We start from the raw sequence: 15,739 nt of genomic DNA, 5'->3' as shown, positions 1-15,739 counted from the left end.
GGCGCGAGGATCAGCGGCTAGCGTCGCGCGACCAGCGCTCCGCTGGCGTCGATCGCGACTTCCAGCGGCGTCGGCCCGTCCAGAGTCGTGACTGTCTCCGAACCATCGGGCCAGCGGATCCAGACTGCCGTGGGCTCGGAGCCGAGCCCCATTACCTGCACCAGAGCATCCTGAGACCAGTAGCCCCCTCCGGCCCGAACTTCCCGTAGCGGGCCCCGCAGCTCGCCGTAATGCAGCCGGATTGCGGCGCCGATGGCGGCCGGGTTGCCGGAGGGACCGATCAGTCGAACACGCAGCCCGGGCCGCGCGCCCGTGTTCCGGTACAGCTTCGTCCCGGCCCCGTTCTGGCTGACGAGTACGTCCATGCGTCCATCGGCGTCGTAGTCCGCGAACGCCGCCCCGCGCTGCTCGCCGTACACCGCGATGCCCGACCGCTGTCCCGGGACCGCCGTCAGCGCCCCCGCTCCGTCGCCCCGCAGCCACAGACCGCGCCCCGCGTCGTTCCGGTCCGCTTCGCTCCGCAGCGCGAACAGGTTCTGGCTCAGGAAGACGTCCTCGTGCCCGTCCCCGTCCATGTCCGCCACGCCGACGTGGAAGGCCGGCGCCAACTGGGCCTCCCGGGGCAGCGCGACCGCCTCGAACGACCCCCCTCGGTTCATGAAGACGGTATGCGCCAGCGTCGTCGCCTCGACCGTCGGGAGGAGGTTGGCGGGCTGGCCCAGGATTTCGTTCACCCCCAGCCGTCCGTACTGCTCGAACCCCCGGATCCGGCCCCTGAGGAACGGGAGGCTGCCCGCGAGCGTGAGAAGGCCCCGGACCGGCACCATCGACCGCGTGAACTCGTCATACCGCGCCTCGATCACATCCCGGAACCCGTCGTTGTCCAGATCCGCGTGATAGGCGGTGGCCGGGTGTTCCGGACTCGCCTTGAACTGTGAATTGAGGCCGCGGTTGGAGGCGATCAGGTCCGGCAGGCCATCCTCGTTCAAGTCCCCCGCAGTCACGCCGTTCCACCAGCCGGTGCGCGATCCGAGCCCGAAGCTCGATGTCGCGTCCTCGAACCGCCCCTCGTGATTGAGGTAGAGAAGCAGTGAGCCCCATTCGACAGCGAGTACCAGATCGGGGTCGCCGTCGGCATCCACGTCGCTGAACACGGCGCCGGACACCAACCCGACATCCGTCAGCGGGGCCGCGTTCGTCTCGTCGAGGACGTAGCGGCCGCCCTCGTTCAAGAACAGCCGGGAGGTCGCCGGCACCGGATACTGGCCGGGGACCACGCGCCCTCCCACGAAGAGATCAAGGTCGCCGTCCGCGTCGTAGTCCGCCGCGGCCAGGGGACCGGTGCTCGACGCCCCGCTCGGCAGGGTCTGCGCCTCACGGATCGTCGCGCCGGCGAAGCCGAGGACCGCAGCCGAAGGGGCCGCCCGGTCGGGAGCGTCGTACGTCGCGGTCCCGACGATCACCGTGGCGCCGGCCCGGCCGGGGAGGACGACGAGGCCCGTCTGGTCGCCCGGGGATCGCGCCGGCCCGGCCGCATCGCCGCCGAGCGCCCCCCGGTCCGGGGAGAAGCCGCCGACCCCGTCGTTGCGGAAGACGGACAGGCCGAGCCCCCCGCTTCCGCCGACCAGGGCGTCCGCGTCCCCGTCACCGTCCACATCACCCCACGCGACCCCGGGCCCGCCCTGTCCCAGGCGCCAGGTGATGAGCGGCTGCTGTGCGAAGTCGTCGAACTCGTTCTCCCGGTGACGGTGCCCGAGCAGCCCGGACACATCCTCGAACAGGGGAACCATCGTTCCCGCGCCGCCAGCCCCGGGATCCCCGCCCGCTGCCGTCCGCTCGGCCGCGGGCGGTCCGCCGTCCGGGGGTTCACGGATTTCGTACACCCGGTTCGCGCGGACGCCGTCCACCCGGCTTGTCGCTCCACTCCGCCAGGTGACCTCGATCGTCATCTCCCCCTCATCCGCGGCGAAGCTGGCCATGGCCTGCGAACCCGAGAGGTACAGGCCTCCCGCGACGATCTCCTTCGTCTGGGCCGGCAACTCGCCGCCCGAGAGCCGGATGAGCGCTCCGACCCCCTCCGTGTTGGGCTCCCTGCCGACCAGCCGCACGGCCACCCGCGGCGCACGCCCGACATTCCGGTACACCCCCGCCGGCGACAGCAGGCGGTTGGTGACGATGTCCAGATCCCCATCTTCGTCGAGATCCGCCGCCGCCATCCCGTGCGAGATGTCTTCGTCCCCGGCGAACCCCCACGCCTCCCCGACCTCCTCGAATGTCATGTCGCCGCGGTTGCGGAACGCCACGTTCGAGAGCCGCAGCGGAGGGAAGGCCTGGATCCGCCGCCGCCAGTCCACCGACCCCGACACCTGCGCCGCGTCTTTGTCCATCGCGTCGTAGAAATGTCCCGTCCCGACGAGCAGGTCTTCGTATCCGTCGAGATCGACGTCGACGAACGTGCTCCCCCACGACCACCCGGACGCGTCGAGCCCCGCGTACTGCGCCGCCTCCGCCCAGGTCCCGTCTCCGCGGTTCAGATAAAACGTGTTGCGCGGTATCTGCGGACGGTTGTCGAACCGTCCCGCAAACGGCCGGTCCGGCACCCCCCCGGCGATCTGCTTCATGCGCAGCCGCTGCTCGCGGCTCAGCATCTCGACCAGAAAGAAATCCTGATGCCCGTCACGGTCCACGTCCGAGAAGTCGACCCCCATCGAGGCGAAGCTGGTACTGCGCATCGCGAGCGGATCGAGCAGCCGGAAGCGCCCGGTTCCGTCGTTGATCCAGATGTGGTCGGGACTGTGGAAGTCGTTGCACACGTACAGGTCCGGATCGCCGTCCCCGTCCATGTCCTGAAAGCGGGCCGCGAGCCCCCACTCGAGCGGCTCCGACGTCAGCGGCCGTCCCTCCTCGTCGAGGAAGGCGCCCTCCGTGAACGGCACCTGGGTGAAGCGCCCGATCCCGTCGTTCAGGTACAGCCGGTCGGGCTCCGCCAACTCCAGCCGGGGCACCATCCCGTCCTGCATTTCGCCGAGCGTATAGTGCTCCCGCCACTCCGGCAGGATCTCGAACCCATCCTCCGTCTGCCGGTAGATGTTGCTCGGCTGAAGGACCTCGGGCGGGAACAGGTCCTGGACCGTCGCGACCTTGTTGTTAACCACATAGAGGTCGAGGTCCCCGTCGCCCTCGATGTCGGCCAGCGTCATGGACATGCTGCCGAGTGTCGACGTGAGTCCCGCCGCCTCCGTCCCGTCCGTGAAGTGGCCCGTCCCGTCGTTCAGGAAGAGCGCGTTGGGTCCGCCGAGGGCGGTGACCAGAAGGTCCAGGTCTCCGTCGCCGTCCACATCCGAGAGCACGGCGCCCGTCGAGAATCGCCCGACGGCGGCCACCCCGGCCTCCTCCGCGATGTCCTCGAACTGCCAGCCGCCAAGGTTGCGGTAGAGGCGGTTGGGCCCGTCCATGCTCGCGAAGTAGACGTCGACCCGCCCGTCGCCATCCACGTCGCCCGTCGCGACCCCGGACCCGTTCAGATAGTGGCTGTTGTCGATGTACTGCTCTTCGGTGACCACGTTCTCGAACGAGATCCCCGTCTCCGACGCGTCCAGCCGCACGAAGCCGGGCTCGTCTTCTCCCGACACCCGAAGCTCGGCCCGGCGGTACCCGTCCTCCTCGACCCAGTCCAGCGCGCGCGGCCCGCACCCACCCCAGACCGCCGCCCCGGCAAGAAGGGCGATACGGACGAAGGACCGGACACCCGGAAGCAGGGGTTGGGCGGGCTGGCGGTGACGGTCGGGCATGTGCCTCGCGAACGGTTCGGGATGCGCTCCCCCCGTCCACAACGGGCGAGCGGGCAGTATCATATCACCTGCATTGGTCGCGGGAATGCGTCCCGGCCTGCCCCGGCCCCGGCCGGCACCCGGAACAGGCCGAACATACGCCGTCAAATGGAGGAGGCTCGTCTCATGAGGGGGAAGTTCATCGCAGTTCTCGTTATCGCCGGCGTTCTCGCCCCGGCGAGCCTGTTCGCGCAGATCACACTGGCCCAGGCCTCCCGTTACCATGACATCGAGCCCGCCCCCCGGGTGACGGATCCAACCACGATCCGCGACGAGATCCTGGGCCACTTCCAGGGCTCCAGCCGCAAGATCTCCGAGCTCGCGCGCGTGTTGCCCGCGGAGAAGTTCTCGTGGGCCCCCGCCGAGGGCGTGATGCAGGTGGGCGAGGTCTACATGCACATCGCGCGCTACAACTTCATGTACCTCGACCAGAACCTGGGGATCGCGCCCCCGAACGGATTCGACTACTCGGACATCGAATCGATCCGCGACAAGGACAGGGTGCGTGAGATCCACGAGATGTCCGTCCGCCACGTGATGGAGCAGGTGGGCGCCCTCACCGCCGCCAGGCTGGATGGGGAGACGGAACTCTACGGCCGCCAGGTGCAGGGCTGGGCCGTGCTGCTGCAGCTGGTCTCGCACATGAACGAGCACGTCGGCCAGTCCGTCGCCTACGCCCGCATGAACGGGATCGTCCCTCCCTGGTCCCGCTGACGGACGTACACACGAGCGGATGCCTCACCACCAGGTGCCGACGAGACCCAAGATATACCACATCGTTCATGTGGACCGTCTTGCTTCGATCGCAGGCGACGGAGCGCTGTGCTGTGACGTAACGATGATGGAGCGACCCTAGGTTGGGACATCCATTGGGCTGGCAGAGGTCAAAGCGAGACGTGCACGCGCCGCTCTGGCGAGTCACCCCGAACTGCGGGTGGGCGACTGTGTACCGTTCTATTTCTGTCCACGATCCGTCATGCTCTATCTGCTGTATCAAGGCAACTACCCGGGGCTTACGTATCGGAAAGGCCAAGGTCTGATCGTACACCTTGAAGCGGACCTGCGTGAATCCGTCGCCTGGGCGGAGCGGGTCGGACGACGGTGGGCGTTCACCGCGTCCAATGCAGGCTCCTATTATTTCCACGATTGGTCCGACTTGGCGCAACTGCACCAAATCGACTGGGTGGCTGTCCGTGCCCGGTATTGGCAGGACGAACATAAAAGGAACGAAAACAGGCTGAGTTTCTCATGGAATCGTCATTCCCGTGGAGTCTCATCACCCGGATCGGCGTTCATTCGACATCGACACAGCTCCGAGCAATTGAGGCTTTGAACGGGGCTGAGCACCTACCCCGTGTAGAAGTGAAGTCGGAATGGTACTATTAGGCAGCATGCGGAGGCCCATGTGATCCGGTTCAAGACGGGCGACATGTTCGCGGAGGAAGCCGAGGCTCTGGTCAACACCGTCAACTGCGTCGGCGTGATGGGGCGTGGTATCGCGCTCCAGTTCAAGCGCGCCTTCCCGTCGAACTTCAAGGCCTATGCCGCCCAGTGTAAGCGGGGGGAGATCAAGCCCGGGCGCGTCTTCGTCTTCGAGACAGGTTCGGGCGTACCGCCGCGATACATCATCAACTTCCCCAGCAAGCGTCACTGGCGCGGGAAGAGCCGCCTCGAGGACATCGAATCCGGGTTGCGATCTCTCGTCCAGGAAATCCGTGCACGAGACATCCGCTCCGTCGCAATCCCGCCGCTCGGCAGTGGCTTGGGTGGGCTCGACTGGTCGCTGGTGCGACCCCACATTCTCGAGGCGTTCAAGGATATTGGCGAAATCAAGGTAACCGTCTTCGAGCCGGGAGGCGGTCCGGTCGACAAGAGAGCCAACCGCTCAAGCGATGTGCCTCGCATGACACCGGGACGCGCCGCCCTCGTCGGACTACTCGACCGATATTTGCGGGGGCTGTTGGATCCGTTCGTCACGCTGCAGGAAGCACACAAGCTGATGTACTTCATGCAGGCTGCGGGAGAGCCACTGAGGCTCAGGTTCGCCAAGGGGCACTATGGACCCTACGCAGAGAACCTCCGCCATGTGCTCCACGCCATAGAGGGACATATGGTTTCCGGCTACGCGGATGGAGGTGACGGTCCGGGTAAGCGACTGAGGCTGGTTCCGGGAGCGCTTGATGATGCAGAGGCGTTCGTAGCGACCACGGCTGATACGCGGACCCGCTTCAACCGCGTCGCGGAGCTCGTAGCCGGTTTTGAGTCGCCGTTCGGTCTGGAGTTGCTGTCCACGGTTCACTGGGTCGTTACGCAGGAAGACGCCGGTAGCGTCGCTGACGTGGTCGCCAAGGCGTATGCCTGGAACGAACGAAAGAAGGCGTTCTCACAGCGGCAGATCGAACTTGCCTCAGATGTACTCCGCGAGAAGGGTTGGCTGACAGGTCCCGTCGCTTCTCGCGTGGAGACACAACCGGTTGCCGAGAGCGAATAGCTGGAAGGCGACCGGGCGGCGAACAAGCACGAGGGTCGAGGCCGCGGTGGGCCATGATCGAGATGATGGGGGCGCCACGAGCGGCTACGAGGCTGAGTTGTGGACGATGGCGGACGCTCTGCGCGGCTCGATGGACGCGCATGAACGGGATCGTCCCTCCCGGTCCCGCTGACGGTACTGCGGGTTCAACCGGGGGCTGCATGAAGTAGCGCGGAAGCCATGATCGACGCGATCTGCCGAGGCGCGAGGGCTACAGTCTTGATCGTTCTGTTGGCGGCGATCGCCAACTGCGGCTTCACTACGGGTCCGTCCGAAATGCTCCTTACGGGGAACTGGCTCGGCCACGTGAGTCTTATTGACGGGGGCCTTGCCTGGCAGCTTTGGCTGGAGGAAGACGGGGAAGGCAACGTCTCGGGCACGGTCAGCCGAACGGATTTCCGCCGCATCCCCCACCCCAGTGAGACGATATCCCCGGGAACCGTGAGCGGCGCGCAGGCCTTCTCGGACATATTGCTGACTCTCGACTATGGAACATCCTCCGAGGTCTATGAAGGTCGCTTCAGGTCCGAAGATCATATCCAGGGTCTCATACGACGCGGCACTGTCGTGCAGAACATCGGCGCGCTGGAATTCAGGCGGATCGGACCAGGTCCAGAAGCCGACCCGGATGGCGCCACAATACCGCCCAACACGGGTATCACCTCAGGTGACTGAGCCGTGACTCCCACGGGCGAGCGGCTACGTCGGTGGTCGCCTCGTCCCGGCGCTCGAAGAACGTGGAAGACAGGTCCACTGTCTCGCCCGGAACCCCCGGTACCTCGCCGGCCGGTCCGCCGTAGCGTCCCGAGCCCACACGCGATGTAGAAGTTCACGCGCCCACCGATCTGTACCTGCGCGACGCCGGATGTTTCAATCATCCGATACTTGAACTTGCAATCAGCCGCTGTTCAACCTTACGATCAGCCGAAATCTAAACTTGCAATCAGCCGATGCCAAAGACTGCAATCAGCCCGATGTCCGAGCCGACATTTTATCCGCGATACGTCGAGCGCCGCCTGGCCGAGGCGCTCGAGGACTCTCCAGTCGTGCTCATCCACGGCCCGCGGCAATGCGGCAAGACCACTCTCGCCCTGTATACATGTGCTCCACGCTACATTGAGTGGCCCGGCGTCGGAGACTTGAACTGGCCCGGCATCGGCCGGATCAGCTGGGGGGTGTCGCGCGAGTACCGGGACTACACCTACATCAGCTTCGACGACACGGCCGTACGAGACGGTGCGCGAGCCGATCCCGTCGGGTTCGTCGCGGACCTCCCCGAGCGGGTCATCCTGGACGAGGTCCAGTTCGTCCCGGAACTGTTCCCAGCGATCAAGATCGAGGTCGACCGCCGAAGAGCACCCGGCCGGTTCATCCTCACAGGGTCCACCAACGTCCTCCTCCTTCCGGCGCTCTCCGAATCTCTGGCCGGACGCCTGCAAATCGTCCGGCTCCATCCCCTGTCGCAGTCCGAACTCGTATCCCGCTCCGCCCTGTCCGATCCGGGTGCCGGCGAGGGGTTCCTGACGGCCTTGCTCAGGGACGGGTTCAAGGTCGGAAACACCGAACGGCTCGGCACCCGGCTGGCTGAACTCGTCGTCGCGGGCGGGTTTCCGCCGGCGCTGGCGCGCCCGACGCCCCGCCGACAGGGGAATTGGTACCGCGACTACATCGAGACGCTGGTCCAGCGTGACGTTCGCGACATGACCCGCATCAGATCGCTCGATGCCCTGCCGCAACTGCTCCGCGCCGCGGCCTCGCAGACGGCCCGGCTCTACAACCTCGCGGACCTGGCTGCGCCCTTCCAACTCAGCCGGCCCACGATCGGCGAGTACATTGCGCTTCTCGAACGACTGTTCCTGCTCGAGAAACTCCCGCCCTGGCACAGCAATCGTCTGAGCCGCCTGGTCAAGACCCCGAAGCTCCATCTCGCCGATACAGGCGTGGCCGCGGCGCTCCTCGGTGTCGGCCCGGAGCACCTCGCCGCGGACCGACCCCTGCTCGGGCAGCTTCTGGAAACGTTCGTCTTCCAGGAGCTGCGGAGACAGGGAAGCTGGCACGAGGCAGCCACCGAGTTCTTCCACTTCCGGGACAGGGACGGGGTGGAGGTGGACATCGTCCTGGAGCGGGGCACACGCGCCGTCGCCGGTGTCGAGATCAAGGCGGCCGCGACCGTGCGACAGCACGACTTCCGCGGGCTGCGGAAACTCGCTTTGGCCGCCGGAGACCGCTTTCGCCACGGCGTCGTGTTGTACGACGGTGAAACTACGGTCAGTTTCGGCGACCGCCTCTACGCCGTCCCGATTCGCCGATTGTGGGAGATACGTTGAAGGGGTCACGGGACGATCCCCGTGCCACGTCACGCAGCCGTCCGGGATCCTTCCCCGCCGTCGGTGGTCGGCATAGGATTTCGCCTCGCCTTCCGCACTCATCGGCGACAGCACGCCGCATCGGAGACGATATGAAGAAGCTGGACACGACCCGGCAGACCTGCGCGGCGGCCGTCCTCATCGCGCTGGCGGCGCTCGCCGGCTGCGGGGATGGACCCGCGGAGCCCAGCAGTCCAAGCCTCTCCGGCGAGTGGGTCGGCCAGGTCGCCAGCGAGCTCTCGACGGTCAGCTTCGACTTCCGCCTGTCCGAGGGCGACACCGGCACCGTAACGGGTACGGTCAGCCTTCAGGAGGAGGGGCTCATGCTGTCGGGTACCGTCTCCGGCCTGCACGCCCATCCGAACGTGTCGCTGACTCTCGAGTTCACGATTGCCGGCCAGGGCACGAGTCTCACCTACTCGGGCCAGCTGGTCTCGGAAGACAGCATGCGGGGCACCGTCCGGTTTCCCGACGATCCACCCCTCGCGCTGGAACTGGACCGGCGGGGCGGGTAGGACGCCGCACTCCGATTATGACCGAACGTCGGCCGGTACCGGACATCATGGAGTTGATCGCCCGCGCTCCCTGGCGCGAGGCCGTCACCTACCGCGAGACGTGGCCCCACGAGTACGTCGTCATCAACAAGGATGGGCAGCAGGAGCTGCTCGCCGCCTTCTGCGAACGGATCGGGCGTGGAGAGGGCGTCACCTGCCGTTTCTTCCATCAGACGCGCGAGTACCTGTTCCTCGGCGACTACAAGTACTGGACGATGACGGAGTGCCCGGACATCGACCTGGATGCCGGTGACTACGTCCTCAACCGGGCGCTCTTCTACCGCGACCGCCGCGACTTCGAGATCCGGCGGGGTGACACCGGCAAGCGCCCCGAGTAGCTACCAGACCCGGGCGACGCCGTAGCGGTCGAATACCGCGTCGGCCGAGACGAGTGAGAGCCCCCGCACGAGAGCCTGCGCAGCGAGCATTCGGTCGAACGGGTCTCGGTGCGGACCAGGAAGGCGTCCGGCGCGTTCGGCGTCGGTGACGCTGATCGGCAGCTCCCGTAAGCCCTGACCGGCTATGTGACCGACCACATCGAGAGCCACAGTCTCCCTCCCGGGCAGTCGCCCGATCCGGTACTTCGTAGCGATTTCCCAGGCAGACGCCGCGCTGACCACTATGTCGTTCGTCTCGTCGGCGATCACACGCCGTGCAGGTCGGGAGAGACGCCCACTGTCAGCGAGCCACCACAGGAACGCGTGGGTATCCAGCAGAACCCGCACCTCTACTTACCCTCCCAGGCCGCCAGTTCCTCCTCCGGCAGCGGATCGAAGAAGCAGTCGGGGATCACGATCTTCCCCTTGAGGACATCGGGCTGTCGCCAGCCGCGCGGCTGGCAGGCGACGAGTCGCGCCACCGGTGCACCTCGGCGAGCGATCACGACATCTTCTCCCGCCTCGACCTGAGCCAACAGTCGGGAGAGTTGCGTCTTCGCTTCGTGTACGTTCACAAGCACGGTCATCTTTCCCCCGGACTGGATGTTCTAGCTAAAAATCTAGCTAGAACGTGGTTCGAGTCAAGTTGCCGGGCGTTTTTCGATGCCGGGTACGCCAACCGGGTACGCCAACGAGCGTGAGCACCGCGTCGCGTCGCACATGGTTCCATTCCTCGGGCAGACATTGCAGCTTCCCACGTCAACGGGTGTCAACGCCCGAAGGCGACAATACACGCGCTAACCGTGGAGTCTCTCATCGGCGAAGCATGTCCGCTCAAGGAACTCTCATGGCGTTCGACCACATCGTGGCCGGGTGCCGCGCCATGTTGGAAGCCGTCCCCGAAGACCGGCTGGACTGGCGTCCGCACGAGAAATCGTGGACGCTCGGGGAACTGGCGACTCACATCGCGATGATCCCGAACTGGACCGTGCCCACGCTGACGATGTCCGAATTCGACATCGATCCGGAGGACGGTGGCCCTCCGCCGAACCCTGAACTCGGGTCCTTGAGCCCCTCCGCCGCCGAGTTGGTCGCGGCCCTCGACCAGAGTGCCGCCGCGGCCCGGGCGTCGATCGAGTCGACATCGGACGAGACCTTCGCGACGAGAAATCGTGGACGCTCGGGGAACTGGCGACTCACATCGCGATGATCCCGAACTGGACCATGCCCACGCTGACGATGTCCGAATTCGACATCGATCCGGAGGACGGTGGCCCTCCGCCGAACCCTGAACTCGGGTCCTCCGCCGAGTTGGTCGCGGCCCTCGACCAGAGTGCCGCCGTGGCCCGGGCGTCGATCGAGTCGACATCGGACGAGACCTTCGCGAGTACGTGGACCATGCTTGTCGGCGGCGAGCCGCGCTTCACAATGCCGAAGGCCGTGGTGCTGAGGAGCTTCATCCTCGACCACCTGATCCACCACCGCGCCCAGCTGGGCGTCTACCTGCGGCTCCTCGACGTGCCCGTGCCTCAGTCGTTCGGTCCGACGGCAGACTTTCCGGATATGTGAGGGGTCAGTCGGCGAGCTGGAGCCATTGCTGCAGGGCGTCCGCCTTCTCGGCCTGACGGCCGATGGATTCGCGGTTCACCGCGTTCAACTCCGTCGGGCCGCGCTGGCGGATGGCGCCCGCTCCCTCGGCCGCGTCGTAGGCCTCTTCCTTCGAGTTCGCCAGCTTGTAGGCGTCGAGGGCCCTCTTCGCCGAATCCTTCATGCGGCTGGTTGTCCCAACCGCGCTCTCAAGTCTTCGCACGGGGACCGCATCTCCTCGCGGGTGAACCTGTCGGGAGCACCCGCGAAGCCTGGTATCCGCTCGCTCGCATTGCGCACCTCTCCCTCGAGGCGCGCGAGCAACCGCTGCCAGCACCGCCGCACAGCCGGGGCGCGAAGGATGTCCGGTTCGGCCTCGCGGACCAGAGTTCTCGCGGCGTCGGGATCGCCGGATTTGGCGTCACCATAAGCTGGATGACGCTTGGTCTCAGGTTCGGACGCGAGTATCACTGCGTCCCGGAACCTGCACCAGTCAACTCTCGGAGGGTGCAAGGCAAGCTAGGGAAAGCGGCTGCGGTCGATGCCCGGGATGATCCGGACCGCGTTCTCGAAATAGACCTTCCGCAGCACGTCGTCGGGGAGGTCGAGGCCGTACATCCGCCAGAACGCGTGGTACTTGCGGTAGTAAGGGAAATACTCGTCCGCGGTCTCCAGGACCCGGAAGTAGGTCGGGTATTCGTCCGGGGCCCAGGAGTCTTTCCCCATCAGGATCCGATCCTGGTAGTTGATGAAAAACTCGCGGGCGAAGCGCGGCTGCCGTCCCGGCTCGTAGATCACCGCGCCGAGTCCCACGTTCATGTTGGGGATCTCGTGCAGGGTGCGGCCGAGCCGGCCGAGATCGTGCCCCATCCACGCGAGGTGGGCGGCGATGAACGTCGTCTTGGGGTGCCGCCGGAACATGTTCAACTGCTCGCCCAGCACCTGCTCGAACGACGGGGGGCCGCTCTGGCGGCGACGCGGACGCACGCGCAGCTCGAGCCAGCGCTCGTTGTTCTCGTCCATCGGTTCCCAGAACTCCGCCGGGTCCGCCGAGTGGATGAGGACCGGGATCCCGAGTTCGCCCGCCTTGGCCCAGACGGGATCGAGACGGGGGTCGTCGACCGGGACCCGCTCTTCGGCCGCGTCGGTGATCCACAGTCCGAGGCTCTTGAAGATCTTCAGGCCGCGGGCTCCGGCCCGGACGTCGGCCTCCAGCCGGGCTGCGGCGCGCGCACCGAACTCGGGGTTGTCGATGTCTCCGAAATCGACGTTCGCAAACACGACGAATCGGCCGGGATACGCCGCTTCGAAGGCTTCAACCTGCCGCGCGAGCCGGGGTCCACTGCCTCCGCTGAGGTTCACCCCGACGGCGAGGTTGAGTGCGTCCATGTCGCGGACGAGCTGGTCGAGCTGCGCCCGGGGCATCGTTGCGTTGAGATGCAAGTGGACGTCGACGAACGGAAATCCGGCCCGCGTGACGGGGTTCCCGGGTACAACGAGGGTCGAGCGCGGGTCGTACGCCTCGACGGTCATCGGCGGAGAGTTGTCCGGCGGCACGGGCGGCGGGCCGCGTCGAGCCTGCGCCGCAAGCGGCCCCGTAGCCCCCAGCATGATCACGATCGCTGCTCCGGTTCGGGCGCGCGTCATCCCATCGCCTCCATCTTCAAGTCGTTGACCCGCGGCCGAGCCCGAAGCGGGACTAGCCCGCGAAATGCGCGGCGATCCGGTCCGCCAGCGCCGTGATCATCTTTTCGCCGAGTCCCGCCGTCGCGCCCCTCGCATCTCCGAGGATGCCGGTCGGCGTCACGCTCCTGAACCCCTCGCTGAGCACGCGGCGGATGAGTTCGGGCTCCTCCGCGGGTGTCGTGAGTTGCCCGCAAGCAGCCAGTTCCTCCCGCACGAGACCCTCGTGCATGGCCATCATGATCGACGTCTCGGCGATGTCGGCGTGTCCCCCCACGCGGGCCCCGAGCCCCGCCTCCGCCTCGGCGATCTCCCGCCAGGTTCCGATGACCTCGATGAGGTCCGAATACACGTCCACGGAACAGTCGGGACCCGCCGCTTCGTTGAACGCCTCCCGCGCCTCGGCGAGAGGGGCGAAGTTGCCCCCGTGCGAGGGGACGAAGCAGACGCGCCGGAATCCGTGGTGCGCCAGGCTCACGCAGTAGTCGCGGCACACGGCGAGGAAGGTATCCTTCTCGAGCGAAACGGTACCGGAGAACGCCATGTGGTGCGCGGACCAGCCGACCCGGATCGTGGGGGCGACGAGCGCGCGCTCGAGCCGCCGGGCGATCTCGACCGCGAGCCGGTCCCCGTGCTCGGCATCCATGAAGAGGGGCAGGTGCGGCCCGTGCTGCTCCACCGCCCCGGCCGCGACGACGACGGTGGTGACCCCGGCCTCGATCGCCGCGCCGATCTCGGGCGAGGTCATCCGCTCCATCCGTATTTCCGCAGACATGGGTGGCGCTCCGGATCGCTGGGGCTGGAAGGCCGAGGGATCCCCCGGTCCCGCGACTTGCTGCCAGCCGAAGATCCGGCGGCTCGAGCCAGGGCGCTACCCTGACGATGAGGCTCGCCCGGTGCGCGATCCGGCCGCTACTTCGACCGCAGCATCTCAAGCTCCGGGATTCTCACCTCGCGCCAGGTCTCGCAGGAAACGCGACTCCCGCCCGCCCCATCCTGGAGTTCCACCGCACATTCGTCCGGTCCGCCCGCAAACAACCTGGCGTCCATCGTGAATCCCCGGACGTACACAGTCCGCCCACCGAGAGCACCGTCCTTGACGACAAACAGCTCTTGAGGATCCAGGCCGTTCGCCAGAGCGAGCGCCTTTCTCAGACCGATGAGGTTCCCGGATGCAGCCTTGAACCGCCGCTCGTGATCCCCGCCCGAGATCCGGATGCGGATGTCGAACTCCCGGGGAACAGCGACATCGACCGACGCGCCCAACTCGGCAAGGCGAGGCACGAATGCCCTGCTGAAGGACTCGGCCGCATCTCTCGTGAGTTGGCCATCCGCGGCCAGCGAATCGATGTGGGACGTGAGGACTGCCGCGAGCGGGGTCATCGCGGCGTCGGGGAATACCGAGTCCGACCGGTCGGTGCAGTAGACCAGGCCCACGGCGAGCAGGCACGGTGCACCGCACTTCAGCAAGCTGCGAAGCCAACGCGGGGCCGACGACGGTTCCTTCTTCATGATCATCCGGAGCCTCTCTTCAAGATCCACGCCAGGACGCCGAGCGTGTGCCGTACTGGCGAAGGCCGGCGGCCGAGGTGCGGGGAGTTCGGACATGAGGTCGATCGCTCGCAGCAGCGAACCGGCGTATGCCCGGGGTTCAACCTTGACGGAAACCGCCGCCACCGCGTCGCAGCACAACTCCTCGGCTGTCCGCAGCCTTCGGCGCGCCCACCAGGCCAGCGGGTTCCACCAGAACACGGTGCACGCCAGCCATTCCAGCCAGCGCACCCGGTGATCGTGTCGCCGAACGTGAGCGAGTTCGTGCGCCAGGATGCAGCGGAGTTCGGTATGCGGGAGCTGAGTGAGCAGCGTCGAGGGGATGACGACGCGCACGCGGCCCCCGGCCCACCACACCATCGGAGACAGGTCCGCTCGCGTCGTGTGGATTGTGGGTGTGCTACGAAGGCCGAGCGATGAGCCGATCTCGCCTGCCAACCGCTGGATTTCAGGCGGAGCGATCTGGGAAGCCGAGGTCAGCCGACGCTGAAAACGCAGGGTACGCACGAGCGTCCAGGCGAGGGCGCCCGCAGCACCCAGAAGCCAGATCCAGACGACCGCCGCCTTCCCATGGGTGGCCAGCCAGCCCGCGAGGAGCGCTCCGCGCGACGGCGTCCGAACCACAGTCGCGAACACGTCAGCCGCTGATGGAGCCACGGCCGTGGCCTCCGGGGCCAAGACCGGGATCGAAACGAGCGGCGGGACGACCAGCGCGGCCAGCGTCAGGAGCCAGAGCGCATGGGACAGAGCGGGCCGGCCCACACGGCGCTGCGCGGCCCACGCTGCCCCCGCCAGGACGACGGAGAGCGCCAGTTTGCTGGCTCCGATCTGTAGGATCAGATCCGTCATCCCTCCTCCAGGATCCTCCGCAGACGCTCGATCTCCTCGGGGGCGAGTTTCCGGTCTTCGATCAACTGCGTGATCATGGGGACCAGCGAGCCTCCCGTAATCCGGTCGGCCAGCGCCTCGAGCCGCCCGGAAGCGTACTCCTCCCGGCTGATCCGCGCGGAGAAGAGCTGAGTCCCGAGACTGCCGTCCCGGTGGACGAGTCCCTTGTCCTCCAGCCGCTGCAGGAGGCGCTGGATGGTCCCGTGCGCGGACCTCGTCGTGTCCGGGTAGAGTTGCTCCCGTAGCCGGCGGGCCGTGAGGCGCCCCTCCGCCCAGAGCCGCCCCATCACCGCGAGTTCGGCGTTGGCCAGTCTCGGTAGCGTCATGTGAAACCCTTTTCTCGGTCGTTTGCGGCGACGGGGTCGGTGCCGGG

General features: G+C 66.8%; 16 protein-coding genes and 1 pseudogene. 9 read left to right on the top strand and 8 right to left on the bottom strand.

Annotated features, from left to right (window positions below):
* Positions 1-17: 17 nt before the first annotated feature.
* Positions 18-3,791, bottom strand: coding sequence for an FG-GAP-like repeat-containing protein (locus tag ACN9M6_RS08605; protein ID WP_419162519.1), 3,774 nt, complete (start codon positions 3,789-3,791; stop codon positions 18-20).
* A 165-nt stretch (positions 3,792-3,956) separates the two neighbouring features.
* Here ACN9M6_RS08605 and ACN9M6_RS08600 point away from each other — a divergent pair, with 165 nt between their 5' ends.
* The 7 genes and pseudogenes from ACN9M6_RS08600 to ACN9M6_RS08570 all read left to right on the top strand — a co-directional run bounded on the left by ACN9M6_RS08600 (position 3,957) and on the right by ACN9M6_RS08570 (position 9,618).
* Positions 3,957-4,544, top strand: a complete 588-nt coding sequence (locus ACN9M6_RS08600; protein WP_419162518.1) for a DinB family protein — start codon at positions 3,957-3,959, stop codon at positions 4,542-4,544.
* A gap of 19 nt (positions 4,545-4,563) precedes the next feature.
* Positions 4,564-5,216: pseudogene (locus tag ACN9M6_RS08595) on the top strand (DUF4433 domain-containing protein).
* A gap of 19 nt (positions 5,217-5,235) precedes the next feature.
* Entirely contained in the window at positions 5,236-6,321 is a 1,086-nt protein-coding gene (locus ACN9M6_RS08590; RefSeq protein WP_419162517.1) for a macro domain-containing protein, read from the top strand.
* Between the two features lie 219 nt (positions 6,322-6,540).
* Positions 6,541-7,035 carry a hypothetical protein gene (locus ACN9M6_RS08585; protein WP_419162516.1) on the top strand — a complete coding sequence of 165 codons (495 nt, stop codon included), beginning with the start codon at positions 6,541-6,543 and terminating at the stop codon, positions 7,033-7,035.
* A gap of 299 nt (positions 7,036-7,334) precedes the next feature.
* Complete coding sequence (locus tag ACN9M6_RS08580) at positions 7,335-8,687, top strand: ATP-binding protein (protein ID WP_419162515.1); 1,353 nt, start codon at positions 7,335-7,337, stop codon at positions 8,685-8,687.
* A gap of 131 nt (positions 8,688-8,818) precedes the next feature.
* Positions 8,819-9,241, top strand: coding sequence for a hypothetical protein (locus ACN9M6_RS08575; RefSeq protein WP_419162514.1), 423 nt, complete (start codon positions 8,819-8,821; stop codon positions 9,239-9,241).
* A 17-nt stretch (positions 9,242-9,258) separates the two neighbouring features.
* Positions 9,259-9,618 (top strand): hypothetical protein, encoded by a 360-nt coding sequence (locus ACN9M6_RS08570; RefSeq protein ID WP_419162513.1) that lies wholly within the window; start codon positions 9,259-9,261, stop codon positions 9,616-9,618.
* Here the strand turns inward: ACN9M6_RS08570 and ACN9M6_RS08565 are convergent, their stop codons facing one another.
* Both ACN9M6_RS08565 and ACN9M6_RS08560 read right to left on the bottom strand, forming a co-directional pair.
* Complete coding sequence (locus ACN9M6_RS08565; RefSeq protein ID WP_419162512.1) at positions 9,619-10,005, bottom strand: type II toxin-antitoxin system VapC family toxin; 387 nt, start codon at positions 10,003-10,005, stop codon at positions 9,619-9,621. It lies immediately after the preceding gene.
* Between the two features lie 2 nt (positions 10,006-10,007).
* Positions 10,008-10,244 (bottom strand): type II toxin-antitoxin system Phd/YefM family antitoxin, encoded by a 237-nt coding sequence (locus ACN9M6_RS08560; RefSeq protein WP_419162511.1) that lies wholly within the window; start codon positions 10,242-10,244, stop codon positions 10,008-10,010.
* Positions 10,245-10,504: 260 nt separating this feature from the next.
* On the opposite strand from ACN9M6_RS08560, the gene ACN9M6_RS08555 reads away from it, so the two are divergent.
* Both ACN9M6_RS08555 and ACN9M6_RS08550 read left to right on the top strand, forming a co-directional pair.
* Positions 10,505-10,867 carry a DinB family protein gene (locus ACN9M6_RS08555; protein WP_419162510.1) on the top strand — a complete coding sequence of 121 codons (363 nt, stop codon included), beginning with the start codon at positions 10,505-10,507 and terminating at the stop codon, positions 10,865-10,867.
* Complete coding sequence (locus ACN9M6_RS08550; protein ID WP_419162509.1) at positions 10,864-11,226, top strand: DinB family protein; 363 nt, start codon at positions 10,864-10,866, stop codon at positions 11,224-11,226. Before ACN9M6_RS08555 ends, ACN9M6_RS08550 begins: the two co-directional genes overlap by 4 nt.
* A gap of 4 nt (positions 11,227-11,230) precedes the next feature.
* On the opposite strand, the gene ACN9M6_RS08545 is transcribed toward ACN9M6_RS08550, so the two are convergent.
* The 5 genes from ACN9M6_RS08545 to ACN9M6_RS08525 all read right to left on the bottom strand — a co-directional run bounded on the left by ACN9M6_RS08545 (position 11,231) and on the right by ACN9M6_RS08525 (position 15,692).
* Positions 11,231-11,428, bottom strand: a complete 198-nt coding sequence (locus tag ACN9M6_RS08545; protein ID WP_419162508.1) for a hypothetical protein — start codon at positions 11,426-11,428, stop codon at positions 11,231-11,233.
* 335 nt (positions 11,429-11,763) lie between these two features.
* Entirely contained in the window at positions 11,764-12,891 is a 1,128-nt protein-coding gene (locus ACN9M6_RS08540; protein WP_419162507.1) for an amidohydrolase family protein, read from the bottom strand.
* 52 nt (positions 12,892-12,943) lie between these two features.
* Entirely contained in the window at positions 12,944-13,702 is a 759-nt protein-coding gene (locus ACN9M6_RS08535) for a creatininase family protein (RefSeq protein WP_419162506.1), read from the bottom strand.
* A gap of 137 nt (positions 13,703-13,839) precedes the next feature.
* Positions 13,840-15,327 (bottom strand): M56 family metallopeptidase, encoded by a 1,488-nt coding sequence (locus ACN9M6_RS08530; protein ID WP_419162505.1) that lies wholly within the window; start codon positions 15,325-15,327, stop codon positions 13,840-13,842.
* A complete protein-coding gene (locus ACN9M6_RS08525; protein ID WP_419162504.1) occupies positions 15,324-15,692 on the bottom strand; it encodes a BlaI/MecI/CopY family transcriptional regulator in 369 nt (122 codons plus the stop codon). Before ACN9M6_RS08525 ends, ACN9M6_RS08530 begins: the two co-directional genes overlap by 4 nt.
* Between the last annotated feature and the right edge of the window lie 47 nt (positions 15,693-15,739).

This window comes from Candidatus Palauibacter sp., from assembly GCF_965197445.1.
Taxonomy (GTDB): domain Bacteria; phylum Gemmatimonadota; class Gemmatimonadetes; order Palauibacterales; family Palauibacteraceae; genus Palauibacter.
The sequence above is the reverse complement of the archived record's forward strand: the minus strand, read 5'-3'. Positions and strand labels throughout refer to the sequence as shown.